General features: G+C 67.2%; 14 protein-coding genes. 8 read left to right on the forward strand and 6 right to left on the reverse strand.

The window, feature by feature from the left end:
- Positions 1-14: 14 nt before the first annotated feature.
- Positions 15-1,325, reverse strand: coding sequence for a D-alanyl-D-alanine carboxypeptidase family protein (locus ACTXPP_RS09880; RefSeq protein WP_443341997.1), 1,311 nt, complete (start codon positions 1,323-1,325; stop codon positions 15-17).
- A 66-nt stretch (positions 1,326-1,391) separates the two neighbouring features.
- On the opposite strand from ACTXPP_RS09880, the gene ACTXPP_RS09885 reads away from it, so the two are divergent.
- A complete protein-coding gene (locus ACTXPP_RS09885; protein ID WP_443341998.1) occupies positions 1,392-2,750 on the forward strand; it encodes an adenosine deaminase in 1,359 nt (452 codons plus the stop codon).
- Positions 2,751-2,866: 116 nt separating this feature from the next.
- On the opposite strand, the gene ACTXPP_RS09890 is transcribed toward ACTXPP_RS09885, so the two are convergent.
- Positions 2,867-3,688, reverse strand: a complete 822-nt coding sequence (locus ACTXPP_RS09890) for a putative endonuclease domain-containing protein (RefSeq protein ID WP_443342000.1) — start codon at positions 3,686-3,688, stop codon at positions 2,867-2,869.
- A gap of 30 nt (positions 3,689-3,718) precedes the next feature.
- Here ACTXPP_RS09890 and ACTXPP_RS09895 point away from each other — a divergent pair, with 30 nt between their 5' ends.
- A complete protein-coding gene (locus ACTXPP_RS09895) occupies positions 3,719-4,519 on the forward strand; it encodes a DUF4982 domain-containing protein (protein WP_443342001.1) in 801 nt (266 codons plus the stop codon).
- Here the strand turns inward: ACTXPP_RS09895 and ACTXPP_RS09900 are convergent.
- From ACTXPP_RS09900 to ACTXPP_RS09915, 4 genes are all read right to left on the reverse strand, one after another.
- Entirely contained in the window at positions 4,513-4,836 is a 324-nt protein-coding gene (locus ACTXPP_RS09900) for a DUF4333 domain-containing protein (RefSeq protein WP_301520413.1), read from the reverse strand. The genes ACTXPP_RS09895 and ACTXPP_RS09900 overlap by 7 nt on opposite strands.
- A gap of 71 nt (positions 4,837-4,907) precedes the next feature.
- Positions 4,908-5,702 (reverse strand): YggS family pyridoxal phosphate-dependent enzyme, encoded by a 795-nt coding sequence (locus ACTXPP_RS09905; RefSeq protein WP_443342003.1) that lies wholly within the window; start codon positions 5,700-5,702, stop codon positions 4,908-4,910.
- Positions 5,703-5,804: 102 nt separating this feature from the next.
- The gene (locus tag ACTXPP_RS09910; RefSeq protein WP_301495049.1) at positions 5,805-6,455 is read right to left on the reverse strand and encodes a hypothetical protein; all 651 of its coding nucleotides are present in this window, start codon (positions 6,453-6,455) and stop codon (positions 5,805-5,807) included.
- Between the two features lie 40 nt (positions 6,456-6,495).
- A complete protein-coding gene (locus ACTXPP_RS09915) occupies positions 6,496-7,284 on the reverse strand; it encodes a LiaF domain-containing protein (RefSeq protein ID WP_301495047.1) in 789 nt (262 codons plus the stop codon).
- A gap of 167 nt (positions 7,285-7,451) precedes the next feature.
- Here ACTXPP_RS09915 and ACTXPP_RS09920 point away from each other — a divergent pair, with 167 nt between their 5' ends.
- Genes ACTXPP_RS09920 through ACTXPP_RS09945 form a run of 6 tightly spaced genes read left to right on the forward strand, consistent with a single transcriptional unit; the run spans position 7,452 to position 13,329 of the window.
- Positions 7,452-8,450, forward strand: a complete 999-nt coding sequence (locus ACTXPP_RS09920) for a substrate-binding domain-containing protein (protein WP_301495069.1) — start codon at positions 7,452-7,454, stop codon at positions 8,448-8,450.
- On the forward strand, positions 8,447-9,493 hold the full coding sequence (locus tag ACTXPP_RS09925) for an ABC transporter permease (protein WP_301495046.1): 1,047 nt from the start codon (positions 8,447-8,449) through the stop codon (positions 9,491-9,493). The genes ACTXPP_RS09920 and ACTXPP_RS09925 overlap by 4 nt, the downstream gene beginning before the upstream one ends.
- Positions 9,490-10,293, forward strand: a complete 804-nt coding sequence (locus ACTXPP_RS09930; protein WP_443342004.1) for an ATP-binding cassette domain-containing protein — start codon at positions 9,490-9,492, stop codon at positions 10,291-10,293. The genes ACTXPP_RS09925 and ACTXPP_RS09930 overlap by 4 nt, the downstream gene beginning before the upstream one ends.
- A 12-nt stretch (positions 10,294-10,305) precedes the next feature.
- A complete protein-coding gene (locus ACTXPP_RS09935; RefSeq protein ID WP_301495042.1) occupies positions 10,306-10,980 on the forward strand; it encodes a hypothetical protein in 675 nt (224 codons plus the stop codon).
- Positions 10,981-10,996: 16 nt separating this feature from the next.
- The gene (locus ACTXPP_RS09940) at positions 10,997-11,794 is read left to right on the forward strand and encodes a hypothetical protein (RefSeq protein ID WP_443342006.1); all 798 of its coding nucleotides are present in this window, start codon (positions 10,997-10,999) and stop codon (positions 11,792-11,794) included.
- Positions 11,791-13,329, forward strand: a complete 1,539-nt coding sequence (locus ACTXPP_RS09945) for a protein kinase domain-containing protein (RefSeq protein WP_301495038.1) — start codon at positions 11,791-11,793, stop codon at positions 13,327-13,329. Before ACTXPP_RS09940 ends, ACTXPP_RS09945 begins: the two co-directional genes overlap by 4 nt.
- Positions 13,330-13,410: the final 81 nt, after the last annotated feature.

Genomic DNA, 13,410 nt, shown 5'->3' on the forward strand with positions numbered 1-13,410 from the left:
GAGGGCTCCGGGGATCAGCCGCGGCGCCGGAACTTGGCCCCGGCGAACGCGGCCGCGCCAAGCAGGACCACGATCAGGACCACCGCCACGACCACCCGGATGTCCACCCCGTCGGGGGACGCTGTGGAGTCGGGGTCCGCAGCACCGTCGACTGTGTCTGCGCTGTCTGCGCTCTCTGCCTTGGCGGCTGCGTCGGGGTCAGCGGCATCGTCCTGCGATACAGCGACGAGTTCGCCGACGCTGGCATCGTCGGGGGTGTCGAAGCCGGCGTCCAACAACTTCTCGGCCTGCTCGTACGGGCGACCGCCGGCGATGGTGGAGTTCAACAACACCACGCCGAGACGTCGACCGTCCCGCTCCGCGCCCACCGCGAAGGTGTGCCGGGCATTGTCGGTGAACCCGGTCTTGCCGCCGATCGCGCCCGGGTAGGAGAACAACAGCGGATTGTCGCTGGAGAGCTCGAAACCCTCGAAGTCGTCGAACCCGGGGAAGTCCATCGACTCGGTGCCCAGCAGGTCCAGGGCCGTCTCGTTCTGGAACACCGCCTGGTAGATCAACGACATGTCATAGGCGGTGGTCTGCACCCCGGGACTGTCCAACCCGTGCACCGTCATCACCCGGGTGGACGTGGCCCCGAGCGAGTCGGCGAGGTCCTGCATCTTGACGACCGTCTCGTCCTGCCCGCCCATGGCTTCGGCGAGGGCGATCGCCGCATCATTGCCCGAGCGCATCACCAGGCCCAACAGCAACTGCTTCGCGGTGTACCGGCCGCCGGTGCCGATGCCCACCCGCGAACCGTCGACATTCGCCGCCTCGTCACTCACCGGGATGTTCTGCTGCAGATCCAGCTCATCGATGGCGGTGAGCAGCAGCAGAGCCTTGATGATCGACGCCGGACGGTACAGCCCGTAGGGGTCCTTCGCCGCGAGCACCTCACCGGAGTCGATGTCGAAGACGCTGAAAGCGCCCAGGCTCAGATCCTCCGGAATCGTCATCCCCGAGGCGGCGACCTCCCCGCAGGTGTCCAGGTCCGCGCCGCCGGGACCGGGCAACTCCACCGGCACCGGGGTGGGGGCGTCCTGGCCTCGGGCGCGCAGGGCGTCAGCATCGAAAGCCGGTGGGAGCTCCTGGGCGAAGGGGCAGTCGTCGGTGTCGAGGAAGGGATCGTCCGGCATGGGCGCGCCGACGTCGGGGGTCAGCGGCAGCCAGTCGTCCTTGTCGACGCCGTTGCGTCCCACCTCGGCGGAGGCCGGGGCGGCGAGCATCAACGACGCGGCGAGCAGTAGCGAGCCGACGCGGCGGCGGGGGTGTGAGGAGAGAAACATCAGGAAAAACACTCTAGTCGCGGGCCGTGCAACATTCGGTAACGTGGCTCGCTATCCTGGATCACCATGAGCGACAGCGACTTCGAGACCACCTCAACCGTCGACCCTGCGGTGGTGAAGCGCCTGCCCAAGGTGGCGCTCCACGACCACCTGGACGGCGGACTGCGTCCCCAGACCATCATCGACATCGCCGCCGAGACCGGCTACGACGGCCTGCCCACCACCGACGCCGCCGAACTGGAGAAGTGGTTCTTCGACTCGGCCAACTCCGGTGACCTGCCGACCTACCTCACCACCTTCGACCACACCACCGCAGTGATGCAGACCGTCGACTCCCTGGTCCGCGTCACCCGCGAGGCCGTCGAGGATCTCGCCGCCGACGGCGTCTGCTACGCCGAACTGCGCTATGCCCCCGAGCAGCACCAGGCCAAGGGCCTGACCCTGCAGCAGGTCGTCGACGCCACCGTGCAGGGCGTCAAGGAAGGCGAGCATGCCGTCGCCGCGTCCGGCGGACGCATCCACGCCCGCCTGCTGCTCTGCGCCATGCGCCACGCCGACCGGGCCGCCGAGATCGCCCAGCTCACCGTCGACAACTACGGGGCACATAGCCCGGGTGAGGGCCACGTGGTCGGCTTCGACATCGCCGGGGCCGAGGACGGTTTCCCGCCGTCGAACCACGTCGAGGCCTTCCGCATCCTGCGGGAGAACCTGGTGCCGGTGACCGTGCACGCCGGTGAAGCCGCCGGGGTGGAGTCCATCGCCGACGGGCTGCGGCAGGGTGCGGTGCGCATCGGCCACGGCGTGCGCATCTACGAGGACTTCGAGGCCACCATGAACGGCATCGAGCTGGGCCCGGTCGCCACGTTCGTCCGCGACCGACAGATCCCGCTGGAGATCTGCCCGACCTCCAACACCCAGACCGGTGTGTGCGAGACGGTCGCCGAGCACCCCTTCAACCTGCTCTACGAACTGGGCTTCGCCTGCACCGTCAACACCGACAACCGGCTGGTGTCCGGCTGCACCATGAGCAGCGAGTTCGAGGCGCTGGCCGAGGCCTTCGGTATGGAGTACTGGCAGTTCCTGGAGATGACCACCAACGCCCTGGACAACGCCTTCTGCGATCAGCCGCTGCGCGAGACGCTGGAGCGCGAGGTCATTTACCCGGCCTACGCCGAGCTCGGCGATACCCTGGGCGCGGCTGCTGGCGAACGCGAGGGGGCCGCTGGTGGGCTGGGGCAGCTCCACGGTGAGGGGGAGCACGGTCACGAGCACGGGCAGGGCTTCGGCACTGAAGAGGTCGAGCTGTCCATGGAGAACCTGCGTGCCGAACTGGAGGCACTGGGGCTGAGCCTCGACGAGGGCGAGGATGAGGAAGGCGCTGACGGTGCTGATGGTGCTGATGGCGAGGACGGCACCGAGAAGTAGTTCCTCCCCGTTATCGCCCTCTGGTCGGTTCCATGACCGGCCGCCGTCGAAGGGCGTTCTGAAATAAGGCTACGGAGAGGTCACTTTTAGCCCCTGTCCGTGACCTCTCCGTAGCCTTATTTCTCGTCGGCACTGTCAACGGCACTGTCAACCGCTCCGCCAGACGCACCGTCAACCGCTCTGCCAGCCGTACGGTCGACGCGGAGAACGGCCTCGGCCCGGGAGACAGCGTCCTGCATGTCCTCCATCATCCGGCCGACCGTGGCCATCAGCGCCGCATCCACCCGCACGGCCTCCCACCCCAGGTCACGCAGTCGCTGGACCTGGTGGAAGTCTAGGCTGTGGCGCTCCTCGGCGCGATGGTAGGTGCCGTCGTAGAAGAAGGCGACCTTCAGCTCCGGACAGGCGAGGTCGGCGATCAGGTGCTTCCACGGTCGACCGTCCGGATCCAGCAGGACCGTGACCTGGGATGTCCAGGTATGCCCCTCCGGCAGGACGTCGCGGGCGTACAGCCGCAGCAACGTCTCCCGCGGTGACTGGGCGCCGTGGTCGGACAATGCGAGGAGCCGGTCGACCTGTTTCGCGCCGACGAGCCGCCGACACCCACGACGTACATCGTCGGCGGTGAGCCGGGTGCACTGGAACATGGCGTCGAGGAACTGCACGGCCCGGACCTCCCGGGCGGTCAGTCCGGGGACATCCGGAACATCCCAGCCGTGGGTGCCGACGAGGATGGAGTGCAGGCACTGACCCGCCGCGAGGTTGGCGGTGACTACTCGAAGCTTCGGGAACCGTGGGTCGGGGCACACGGTGGTGAGCCGTGTTCCGGCGATGAGGAACACCGGGCGGGACGGGGTGAGCTGGGCGATCCAGGACCGGACGTCCCCACGGGAATGACGGCCGAGGAGGACGACCGGCAACCGGAACCTCCCACTCATCGACATTGTTCCCCGGATGCGCCGTGGGCGTTGGGGAACTTCGTGTGGACCGGCTGGGACTATCTTGGTGAAGGCGCTGTCGCCGCCGCGCGGTACAACGACCATCCCCGCATGTTCGCCCCGTTCCCGGCGCTCACCGCGGGAACCCCGGTCATCGACATCACCGGGCACCGTCAGCCACAGTCCTACGCCTACGAGATCGGGTGGGGTCTGCGCGACGACCCCTATATCGCGGTGCGTCCCCTCACCCATGCGGGCGAGAAGATGGTCGCCTCGAACTGGCGGATGAGTGATTCAGTGCGCAGCTGGACATGGCCGGGGCATGAGGGTGTGGGCGCGACGGTCGAGGTCTACGCACAGGTGGGGGCCACCGTTGAGTTGAGTCTGGACGGGGCGGTCGTCGGACGTGCCACCGCCGGTGACGATCTCTGCGCCCGTTTCACGCTGCCTTATGCACCCGGGGTCCTGGAGGCCCGTACGGAGACAGGTGTGGACCGGCTCGCCACCGAGCCTGACCAGACTCTGGGCTTCGACTCTGACCGGGACGTCCTGCGTCCCAATGGTCAGGACCTCGCCTTCGTCGAGGTCAGCAGCCCCGGAGTCGACCGTGACATCCGGGTCACCGTCGACGGTGCGGGCAGCCAGCAGGGGTTCGGCTCCGGCAACCCGATCACCACCCAGGGTTATACGACGGGTGTCCACTCGACGTTCTACGGACGTGCCGTCGCCGTGGTCCGGGCAGGTGCCGTTCCCGGAGAGATCCGGGTCACCGCGACAGCAACCGGGGGAGAGGTGGCCACGACGGTGATCACCGTGGAGGAGAGTCAGTAGTCCGGCTCGTCGATCTGCTTGGTGGGTCGGAACTGGAACTCGACGTCACTGCCGTCCACCTCGGTTGCGACGACCTCGATCTCCACCCATTCGTCCTCGACGCGCATGGCGCAGGTCTGTTCGGCGTCCTCCTCGGCCTCCAGGTCACCCTCGCAGCGCACCTCGTCCGGCTCTTCCCCTGCCTCCGCGGAGATCTCTTCATGGATCTTGTCCTCCAGGTCGCCCTTGCTCACGCTGCCGCCGAAGAGTGAACAGCCGGACACGAGCAGGGTTCCGGCGAGAGCGGCGGAGGCGGCGGGGAGTAGACGGCGTCGCATGGTGACGTTCCTTTCCTAGGGGAACTCTACTGTAAAACACAGGTCCGGGGCTGTGCAGGAAATCTCCCCGCTCACTCCGTGCCGGTCACTCCCGGCCAGTAGTGGGAGTCCGGCACCGCGCGGGCGCCGAAGATCGCCTGGCCCACCCGCACGCAGGTCGCGCCCTCCTCCACGGCGATCTCGTAGTCGCCGGACATGCCCATCGACAGCTTGCCGCCGCCTGTGCCGCCCAGCAGTTCCGGGGTGGACGCCATGATCCGGTCGCGCAACTCCCGCAACCGCACGAAACAGGCCCGCACCAACTCAGTGTCGTCACTGAACACCGCCAGGGTCATCAGTCCGCGGACGTGCAGCCGGGGGAACTCGGTGAGCTGGGTGAGGAAGTCGGCGACGTCGTCGGGTGACAGCCCGTACTTCTGTGGTTCGTCGGACGTGTTGACCTGGACGTAGACGTCCAGCTCGCGGTCGGCGGTCTCCAGGCGTCGCTGCAGGGCGGACGCGGCGCGCAGGTTGTCCAGTGCCTGGAATTCGGCGGCGTGGGCGGCGACGTCGCGGGCCTTGTTCGTCTGCAGGTGCCCGATGACCACCCAGTCGACATCCAGGTCCGCGAGGTTCGTGGACTTCCGGGTGGCCTCCTGCACCTTGTTCTCGCCGAGGCGGGTGCAGCCAGCCTCGACGGCGAGACGGATCCGGTCCTCCGGGACGGTCTTGCTCACCGGAAGCAGCTCGATCTCGGCCGGGTCCCGACCGGCGCGGACTGCGGCGGCGTCGATGCGTGTGCGGACCGTGGAAAGGTTCTTCCGGAACTCCTCGACTGTGCCGGCGGTGAGGTAGGTGGAGGCGGTGGTCTGCTGTTCTGGAGCCATGACCTGGAGTCTAACGGGGTTCTCCCTGCCGACGCCGTGATCCGTGACCTGTCCTGGGGAAGTTTGGTCCGGTACATGGGCCTGTCGGCACGGGCTCGATGGCTACCCGATGAGCCAGGACCACCAGGAGCTGCGGCTGCGTTCGCCTGGTTCGCGGACGCGGATGGTGATGTCCCCGCCGTAGCTGCGTCCTTGCAGGACGACGGTGGGGGAGGACGGTCCGATGTTTCGTCCTGGGTCCTCGGTGACGTCCGAGAGGATCCCGGTCATCCGGTTGTCGACCCGTATGCCGGGCGGCACCGTGAGGTTGATGGTGCCCAGGTAGGAGGTGACGGTGATGGTGGTGACCGGGGCGGAGAGGGTGGCCTGCCTCAGGTCGAGGTTGATGTCGGAGGCGACCAGCGTATGTGTCTCACGCTCGGCCAACTGGTAGCCGCCGGCCCGGGTGATCTCGTTGAACCAGTGGGTGGTTCCTGTCTGGGACACCGGGGCGGGGGCGGACGAGGCGTCGTAGAGTTGCGGCGTCGGTGCAGCCGCCTTGGAGGCGAGAGTCTCGAGGTCCGTGGAGTCACGTTCTCCGCGGATGAGACGCTCGAGCCGGGCGAACTGCTCCGCGTCCGTGGTCGACCAGATGACGTCGACCAGGTCGGAGAACTCGGCCAGGTCGATGCGTCCCTGGCCGACGGCGAGGGTGAGGTCGTCGTTGAGTTGCTGACGGCGGGAGGCGTCGATCCGGTCGGGGAGTTCTGTCATGACTCCAGGTTACGTCGGTGGGACGGTGGCCGGTACTGGTTCAGCCCGCGGTGAGCCAGCTCCAGAAACTCTGCTTCTCGCCAGGTTCGGCGACCCGGACCCGCAGGTCACCGAAGGTCGAGCGTCCGGTGAGCACCACCGTCGGAGCACCCGGGTAGTTCGGGGCCGGCCCGCCCTCATGCTGCGTCACCTTGACGTCCCCGAACGGAAGTTTCATCTGGTTGACCACCTGCACACCCGGAGGAACGGTGAGCTTCAGACTGCCGAAGACCAGACTGACCTGCAGCACGGTGGTGGATGCGGTGAGCGAGGCCTCCCGCAGATCCAGTGTCAGGTCGCCGAAGACCAGGCTGTAGCCCTGCCGTTCGCCGAGGTGCATGGTGCCCGTGAGTTCGATGTCGCCGAACCAGGATGACTGGGTCGGCACATGATCATGCGGGACGACGGTGGTGGCCTCGAAGTTGCTGATGGCCGCGGAGAAGGAGCTGATACTGCCCTTGGGCTTCTTCGCTGGAGGGTTGTCCGTTCCGGATTCAGGTGACGGGCCGGCCTTCTCGGCGAGACGGTCGATCTCGGCGTCATCGGGGGTGCCCGATTTTCCGGCGATGAGCTGCTCGAGGCGGGCGAAGCGGTCGACATCGGTGACCGACCACACGGCGTCGGTGATCGTGGAGAACTCGCTGAGGTCGATCCGACCCTGACCGACGGCGAGGGTGAGCTTCTCGTTGAGGTCCTGGCGGCGGGCATCGTCGATGCGGGCGGGCAGCGGGTTGCCGGGGTCGCTGGCGTTACTGGGGTCGGACGGGCCTGTCGGTTCCGGGGTGGTCATATCGTCGAGGATACTGTGTGGTCCGGACAGGACGTGGCGTCAGGTGTCGGCGTCCTACCGCAGGTGGCGAATGCTGTACCGATCAACTTGATCGGTACACAAACGACGAATATGCAGGTCAGACGGCTTGACTTAATCGCTTCAGAGGCCTTGACTGGCACCTTGTGATGTTCAAGAAGACGCTCAAGACTGTTGCCGCCACGGTGACGGCAGCCCTCGCGGTATCCCTCGCCGCCTGCTCGTCCACCGGTGGGGCGCCACGCGGAAACGGTGACGGGGAAGGCGGCGGCACCGTCGACACCCCCCGATACACCGTCTCCATGGTCAGCCACGGTGCCCCCGGCGACACCTTCTGGGACCTGGTGCGCAAGGGTGCGGAGGACGCCGCGCAGAAGAACAACATCGAACTTCGCTACGCCTCCGACCCGCAGGCCCCGAACCAGGCGTCCCTGGTGCAGTCCGCCATCGACTCCGACGTCGACGGCATCGCGGTGACCATGCCCAACGCCAGTGCGATCGGCCCGGTCGCCCAGAAAGCCGTCGACGCCGGCATCCCAGTCGTCGGCCTCAACGCCGGTATGGACGAGTACCAGGACTACGGTCTCACCGGTTTCTTCGGCCAGGAGGAGGGCGTGGCCGGTGAGCGCGCCGGGGAACGTCTCGAGGACGAGGGTGCAGACAAGGTGCTCTGCGTCATCCACGAGCAGGGCAACTCCTCCCAGGAGGCCCGGTGCGACGGCATCCGTAAGGGACTGGGCAGCGGCAGCGTCGAGATCCTCTACGTCAACGGCCAGGACCTCACCTCGGTGAGCTCCACGGTGCAGTCCAAGCTCACCCAGGACCGGGACATCGACTGGGTCATGGGCCTGGTCACCCCGGTGTCCCTCGTCGCCGCCGACGCGGCCGACTCCGCCGGTGTCGACATCCAGGTCGGCACCTTCGACACCAACTCCGAGCTGGTGCCCGCCATCCGGGACGGCCGGGTCAGCTTCGCCGTCGACCAGCAGCCCTACCTGCAGGGCTACATGGCGGTCGACTCGCTGTGGCTGGCCAAGCGCAACGGCACCACCGTCGGCGGTGGACGTCCTGTCTACAGTGGGCCCAGCTTCGTCGACGCCGACAACATCGACACCATCGCCGATGCCACAAAGGAGGGACTGCGATGAGTAGCCCGGTCACCGTCCCCGCCACGGACACCGAGCCGCCACGGACCCGCCAGGGACTCGACAAGCTGCTGCGCCGTCCGGAGCTCGCCAGCCTGATCGGCACCATCGGCGTGTTCGTCCTGTTCATGATCGTCGCCCCGAGCTTCCGTTCCATGGACGCCTTCGCCACGGTGCTCTACACGTCCTCCACCCTGGGGATCATCGCCCTGGCCGTCGGCCTGCTGATGATCGGCGACGAGTTCGACCTGTCTACCGGTGTGGCGGTGACGACCACCGCGCTGGCGGCCACCATGCTGGCCTACAACTTCCACCTGCAGACCTGGGTCGGCTCCCTGCTCGCCCTGGCGATCGCGATGGCCATCGGCTTCTTCAACGGGTTCATGGTCACCCGCACCGGCATACCCAGTTTCCTCATCACCCTGGCGACCTTCCTCATGCTGCAGGGGCTGAACCTGGCGATCACCAAACTGGTCAACGACCAGGTCGCCACCCCGGTCATCTCCGACATGCAGGGCTACGAGTTCTGCCGGATGATCTTCGCCGGCTCGGTCGACATCTTCGGGGTCACCGTGAAGGTCACCGTCTTCTGGTGGATCCTCTTCGTCGCCGTGGCCACCTGGGTGCTGTTCAAGACACGCTTCGGCAACTGGATCTTCGCCGTCGGCGGGGACAAGGAGGCCGCCCGCGCCGTCGGTGTCCCGGTCGACCGGGTGAAGATCATCCTGTTCATGACCGTCGCAGCGTCCTGCTGGTTCGTCGGTCAGCACAACCTCTACGAGTTCGACTCCATCCAGGCCGGGCAGGGTGTGGGCAATGAGTTCCTCTACATCATCGCCGCAGTCGTCGGCGGCTGCGCGATGACCGGTGGTAAGGGCACCGCGATCGGCACGGCACTCGGCGCGCTGATCTACGGCATGACCAACCAGGGCATCGTCTACGCCGGCTGGAACCCGGACTGGCTCAAGTTCTTCCTCGGTGCCGTCCTGCTGATGGCTGTGCTGGCGAACAACTCCTTCTCGAAGTTCTCGGAGGCCAAGAAATGAGCGCCGACATGAGTGCCGACATGAGCGGAGACACGACGGACGCACCGGTGATCGAGCTGCGCGGGGTGGGCAAGAGCTACGGGTCCTTCCGCGCCCTCGACGACATCTCCCTGTCGGTGCGGCAGGGCCATGTGACCTGCGTGCTCGGCGACAACGGCGCCGGCAAGTCCACGCTGATCAAGACCCTGGCCGGACTGCACAAACCCACCGACGGGGAGATCCTCGTCGACGGCGAACCGGTGGAGTTCGCCAACCCGCGGGACGCCCTGGACCACGGCATCGCCACGGTCTACCAGGACCTTGCGGTGGTCGGGCAGATGCCGGTGTGGCGTAACTTCTTCCTCGGCCAGGAACTGACCGGACGCTTCGGTCGGATGAGGGAGACCGAGATGCGCGAGATCACCCGGGAGCGGCTCACCCACATGGGCGTTGACCTGCCGGACGTCGGGGTGCCCATCGCCTCGCTCTCCGGTGGGCAGCGTCAGGTCGTCGCCATCGCCCGCGCGGTGTACTTCGGGGCCCGGGTGCTGATCCTGGACGAGCCGACCGCCGCCCTGGGTGTGAAGCAGTCCGGGATGGTGCTGCGGTTCATCGCCGCCGCCAGGGACGACGGCATCGGTGTCATCCTCATCACCCACAACCCGCACCACGCCCACATGGTCGGGGACCACTTCATCCTGCTCAACATGGGCCGTGAGGTGCTCGACGCCACCCGGGAGGAGGTCACCCTGGAGGAGCTGACGATGCAGATGGCCGGGGGTGGCGAACTTGATTCTCTGGCGCATGAGCTCGAACGGTAGGAGTATGAGCCCATGACGTTTCCTGGCCAGATCCTGATCGACGACCTCATCGGCAACCGTGTCGCGCTGAATCCGGGGCAGCGGATCACCCTGGGGCGTGCCGCGCAGTTCCCGCTGGCCGCCGACGATGAGTTCATGCACCGGATGTTCCTGCAGTTCTGGGACGCCGATGGCACCTGGATGGTCACCAACCTGGGCACCCGGATCACCGCCAGCATCGAGCCCCGGGCGGAGAATTCCTTCAGCCAGCTGCGTCTGGGACCCGGGGCGACCCTGCCGCTGCCGTTGGGTGAGTCCTCGATGGTCTTCGCCACCTCGTTGACCGCCTATGAGCTGGCGTTGACCGTCGCGGCGACGCTGCGTCCCCCCAGCGGAGTCAGCGCCCCCGTCGGTTCCACCATGACCACAGGTGACTTCATCCCCAACGCCGAGCAGTCGGCACTGCTGCGTGCGCTGGCGTGGCCGCTGGTGAAGCGTCCGGGCAGTGATCTGTCGGACGTCCCCTCGGTCAAGGAGCTGGAGGAGTCCCTCGGCTGGACACAGAAGAAGGTCAACACCAAGATCGACTACATCTGTAAGTCGCTGGAGGCCAGCGGTGTGCCGGGGTTCTCCGCGAAAAACGGCAATGCGCCGACCCGGCGCCTGGCACTGGCCAGGTATGCTCAGGAAAACTACTGGTCTCTGTAGTCGGAAAGGTCCGCACGTGGGCAATAATGAGTGGGGGTCGCCTACCCCGCGCAATAGTCCGTGGCTGCCGGACGAGACGGCCGTGCAGCCCGTCCCGGACGCTGCGGCGGCCGCCGGAACCCCTGGCGGGGCACCGCAGCGTTCCGGCGGTGGCCGCGGCCCGATCATCACCGTCGCCCTCATCGCCGTGGTGGCTCTGGTCATTGCGGCCGTGGTCATCTGGGGGATGTTCGGACGCGACGGTGACTCGGACTCCAGCAGCTCCGACGGGGCCGGCAACGTCACCTTCGTCCCGGTGCCCGAGTCCGGTGCCGCCGACACGGATGACGAGGACGACACAGATGAGTCGTCGACCTCCTCGGCGTCGCCCTCGGAGCGTCCCGACGACGACAATGACGATGACGACGATGACGACAACGACGACAACGACGACGACCGGTTCGGCGGCAGCGGCGACCTCAACGGCGACCGGGTGACCGCCCAGGGGTTCCCGAACACCCCACGTGCCGCCAACGGCGTCCCCGCCGCCCAGTGCAACGGCGACGACACCTGGATCTTCGCCGGCACCAACGGCGACGACCGGGCGGTGATCTGCCAGGTCGGTGAGCGGGGTGACTACTACTACCGCGGCTACTACAACGAGGGTGCCGCCGAGCACAACATCGACATGGACCGCGTCGGCAGCGGGTACTGGGTGACCGAGAAGGTCGGGTCGCTGCGCATCGAGATCACCTCCGACGGCGTCCGGGTGCTGCGGGAGGACGGCAGTGAGCGCTCCGGGCGCGACTTCACCTGGAGCGCGGACAACTCATGACGGTTCCCGACGGACAAGCCCAGCTCGCCGAGCTTCTCGAGGAGAAGCACAACCTCTCCCAGCTCAGCCTCATCGGCCATGGCGGGATGGGGCACGTCTACCGGGCTTTCGACAATGCGCTGCACCGGTGGGTCGCGGTGAAGGTGATCCGTCCGGAAGCGGTCTCCACCGACGACGCCTTCAAGCGGTTCGCCGCCGAGATGCGCACCCTGGCCGGCATCCGGCATTCCGCGGTGATGAACATCCACTATTCCGGACGCAGCAGCGACGCCGACGGCTTGTCGACCTACTTCGTCATGGACTACGTGCCCGGCGGTGACCTGGAGAAGGCGATCACCGACCGACGGGCCAGCGGGAACCGCTTCACCGTCGCCGAGGTGGACTCTGTCCTGCGGCCGGTGGCGCAGGCGCTGGACTACCTGCACCACCGGCAGTCCCCGGTGATCCACCGCGATCTCAAGCCGGCGAATATCCTGCTGCCGGAGGACCCGGGGACCACCTCGGTGCTCACCGACTTCGGTATCAGCATCGCCGGTGAGGACACCCGATTGACCTCCACCGGGCTGGTGATCGGCACCGAGAAGTACATGGCGCCGGAGATTTTCTCGGTGGCCAGCACCTGGGGTGCGCACAAGGTCGACTACAGTCCGGCGACCGACCGTTACGCCCTGGCGCTGATCGCCGTGGAGATGCTCACCCTCACAGCCTTCCGCGACACGATGAGCCAGCGGGCCTGGCGGGGTGAGCGGACCCTGCCGGCGTTGACCGTCGGCAACCTGGCGACGCAGGACGCACAGGTCCCCGGTGTGGCCGAGCGGGTCACCGAGGTCTTCGGCGTCGCCCTGAACAATGATCCGGGCAGCCGGTACACCAGCGCGGTCGCCTTCCTGGATGCCCTGGTTGCAGCGGTGTCCCCGGCGGGCCCGCCGGCGCAGCACACCGCGGCGGCCCCGCGTCCGACAGTGCAGCAGACCGGGGTGGCGCCGGTGGCGCCGGTGTCACCGCCGCAGCGTCCGACACCACAGGCGCCACCGGCACAGTCGCGGCGTCGTACCGGACGCAGCGTCGGCATCCTGGTCACCATCGTCCTGCTGATCGCCGGTACCGGGCTGCTGGGCGTGCTCGGTTACCAGCAGGTGCTGTACCCGGGGTGGGACTCCCGGGACGCCAGGATGGTCGAGGCGTTCCCCGATCTCCTGCCGGAGCGACAGCAGCAGGACGGCTGGCGGTCGATGAGCTGTTCGGGGCGCGAACCGTCCGGCGACGAGACCGCCCGGGTGGTCTGCGCGGATTCCTCGCTGACGATGGTGGTCGTGGACTTCGGCGACAGTGACACGCGGGCCCGTTACGTCTCAGGTGAGGGCACGCCGATGGACTACAACGGTTGTGTCATCGATGTCGAGACCGACGGCGACAACATCATGGTCTTTCCCGGGGACAGCGACAAGACCCGCTACGCGATGATCCTGGCCGGCCTTGACGTTGATACGGCGGACGAGCCCACTGATGTGGTGCAGAACATGCCGGTCTGCTGATACACCGGCATTCCCCGGTTTGGCATTCTCCGGTTTGTCCCCATGTGCAGCGGCCCTCGAGTGTATTAAGGTGCCGGTGAG

It is taken from the genome of Candidatus Corynebacterium faecigallinarum, from assembly GCF_052264515.1.
Taxonomy (GTDB): Bacteria; Actinomycetota; Actinomycetes; order Mycobacteriales; family Mycobacteriaceae; genus Corynebacterium; species Corynebacterium faecigallinarum.

What these genes read in the sequence shown, in the direction of transcription:
- ACTXPP_RS09880 (WP_443341997.1), bottom strand. Translation starts at nt 1,325, where the DNA reads ATGTTTCTCTCCTCACACCCCCGCCGCCGCGTCGGCTCGCTACTGCTC.
- ACTXPP_RS09885 (WP_443341998.1), top strand. Translation starts at nt 1,392, where the DNA reads ATGAGCGACAGCGACTTCGAGACCACCTCAACCGTCGACCCTGCGGTG.
- ACTXPP_RS09890 (WP_443342000.1), bottom strand. Translation starts at nt 3,688, where the DNA reads ATGAGTGGGAGGTTCCGGTTGCCGGTCGTCCTCCTCGGCCGTCATTCC.
- ACTXPP_RS09900 (WP_301520413.1), bottom strand. Translation starts at nt 4,836, where the DNA reads ATGCGACGCCGTCTACTCCCCGCCGCCTCCGCCGCTCTCGCCGGAACC.
- ACTXPP_RS09905 (WP_443342003.1), bottom strand. Translation starts at nt 5,702, where the DNA reads ATGGCTCCAGAACAGCAGACCACCGCCTCCACCTACCTCACCGCCGGC.
- ACTXPP_RS09910 (WP_301495049.1), bottom strand. Translation starts at nt 6,455, where the DNA reads ATGACAGAACTCCCCGACCGGATCGACGCCTCCCGCCGTCAGCAACTC.
- ACTXPP_RS09915 (WP_301495047.1), bottom strand. Translation starts at nt 7,284, where the DNA reads ATGACCACCCCGGAACCGACAGGCCCGTCCGACCCCAGTAACGCCAGC.
- ACTXPP_RS09920 (WP_301495069.1), top strand. Translation starts at nt 7,452, where the DNA reads ATGTTCAAGAAGACGCTCAAGACTGTTGCCGCCACGGTGACGGCAGCC.
- ACTXPP_RS09925 (WP_301495046.1), top strand. Translation starts at nt 8,447, where the DNA reads ATGAGTAGCCCGGTCACCGTCCCCGCCACGGACACCGAGCCGCCACGG.
- ACTXPP_RS09930 (WP_443342004.1), top strand. Translation starts at nt 9,490, where the DNA reads ATGAGCGCCGACATGAGTGCCGACATGAGCGGAGACACGACGGACGCA.
- ACTXPP_RS09935 (WP_301495042.1), top strand. Translation starts at nt 10,306, where the DNA reads ATGACGTTTCCTGGCCAGATCCTGATCGACGACCTCATCGGCAACCGT.
- ACTXPP_RS09945 (WP_301495038.1), top strand. Translation starts at nt 11,791, where the DNA reads ATGACGGTTCCCGACGGACAAGCCCAGCTCGCCGAGCTTCTCGAGGAG.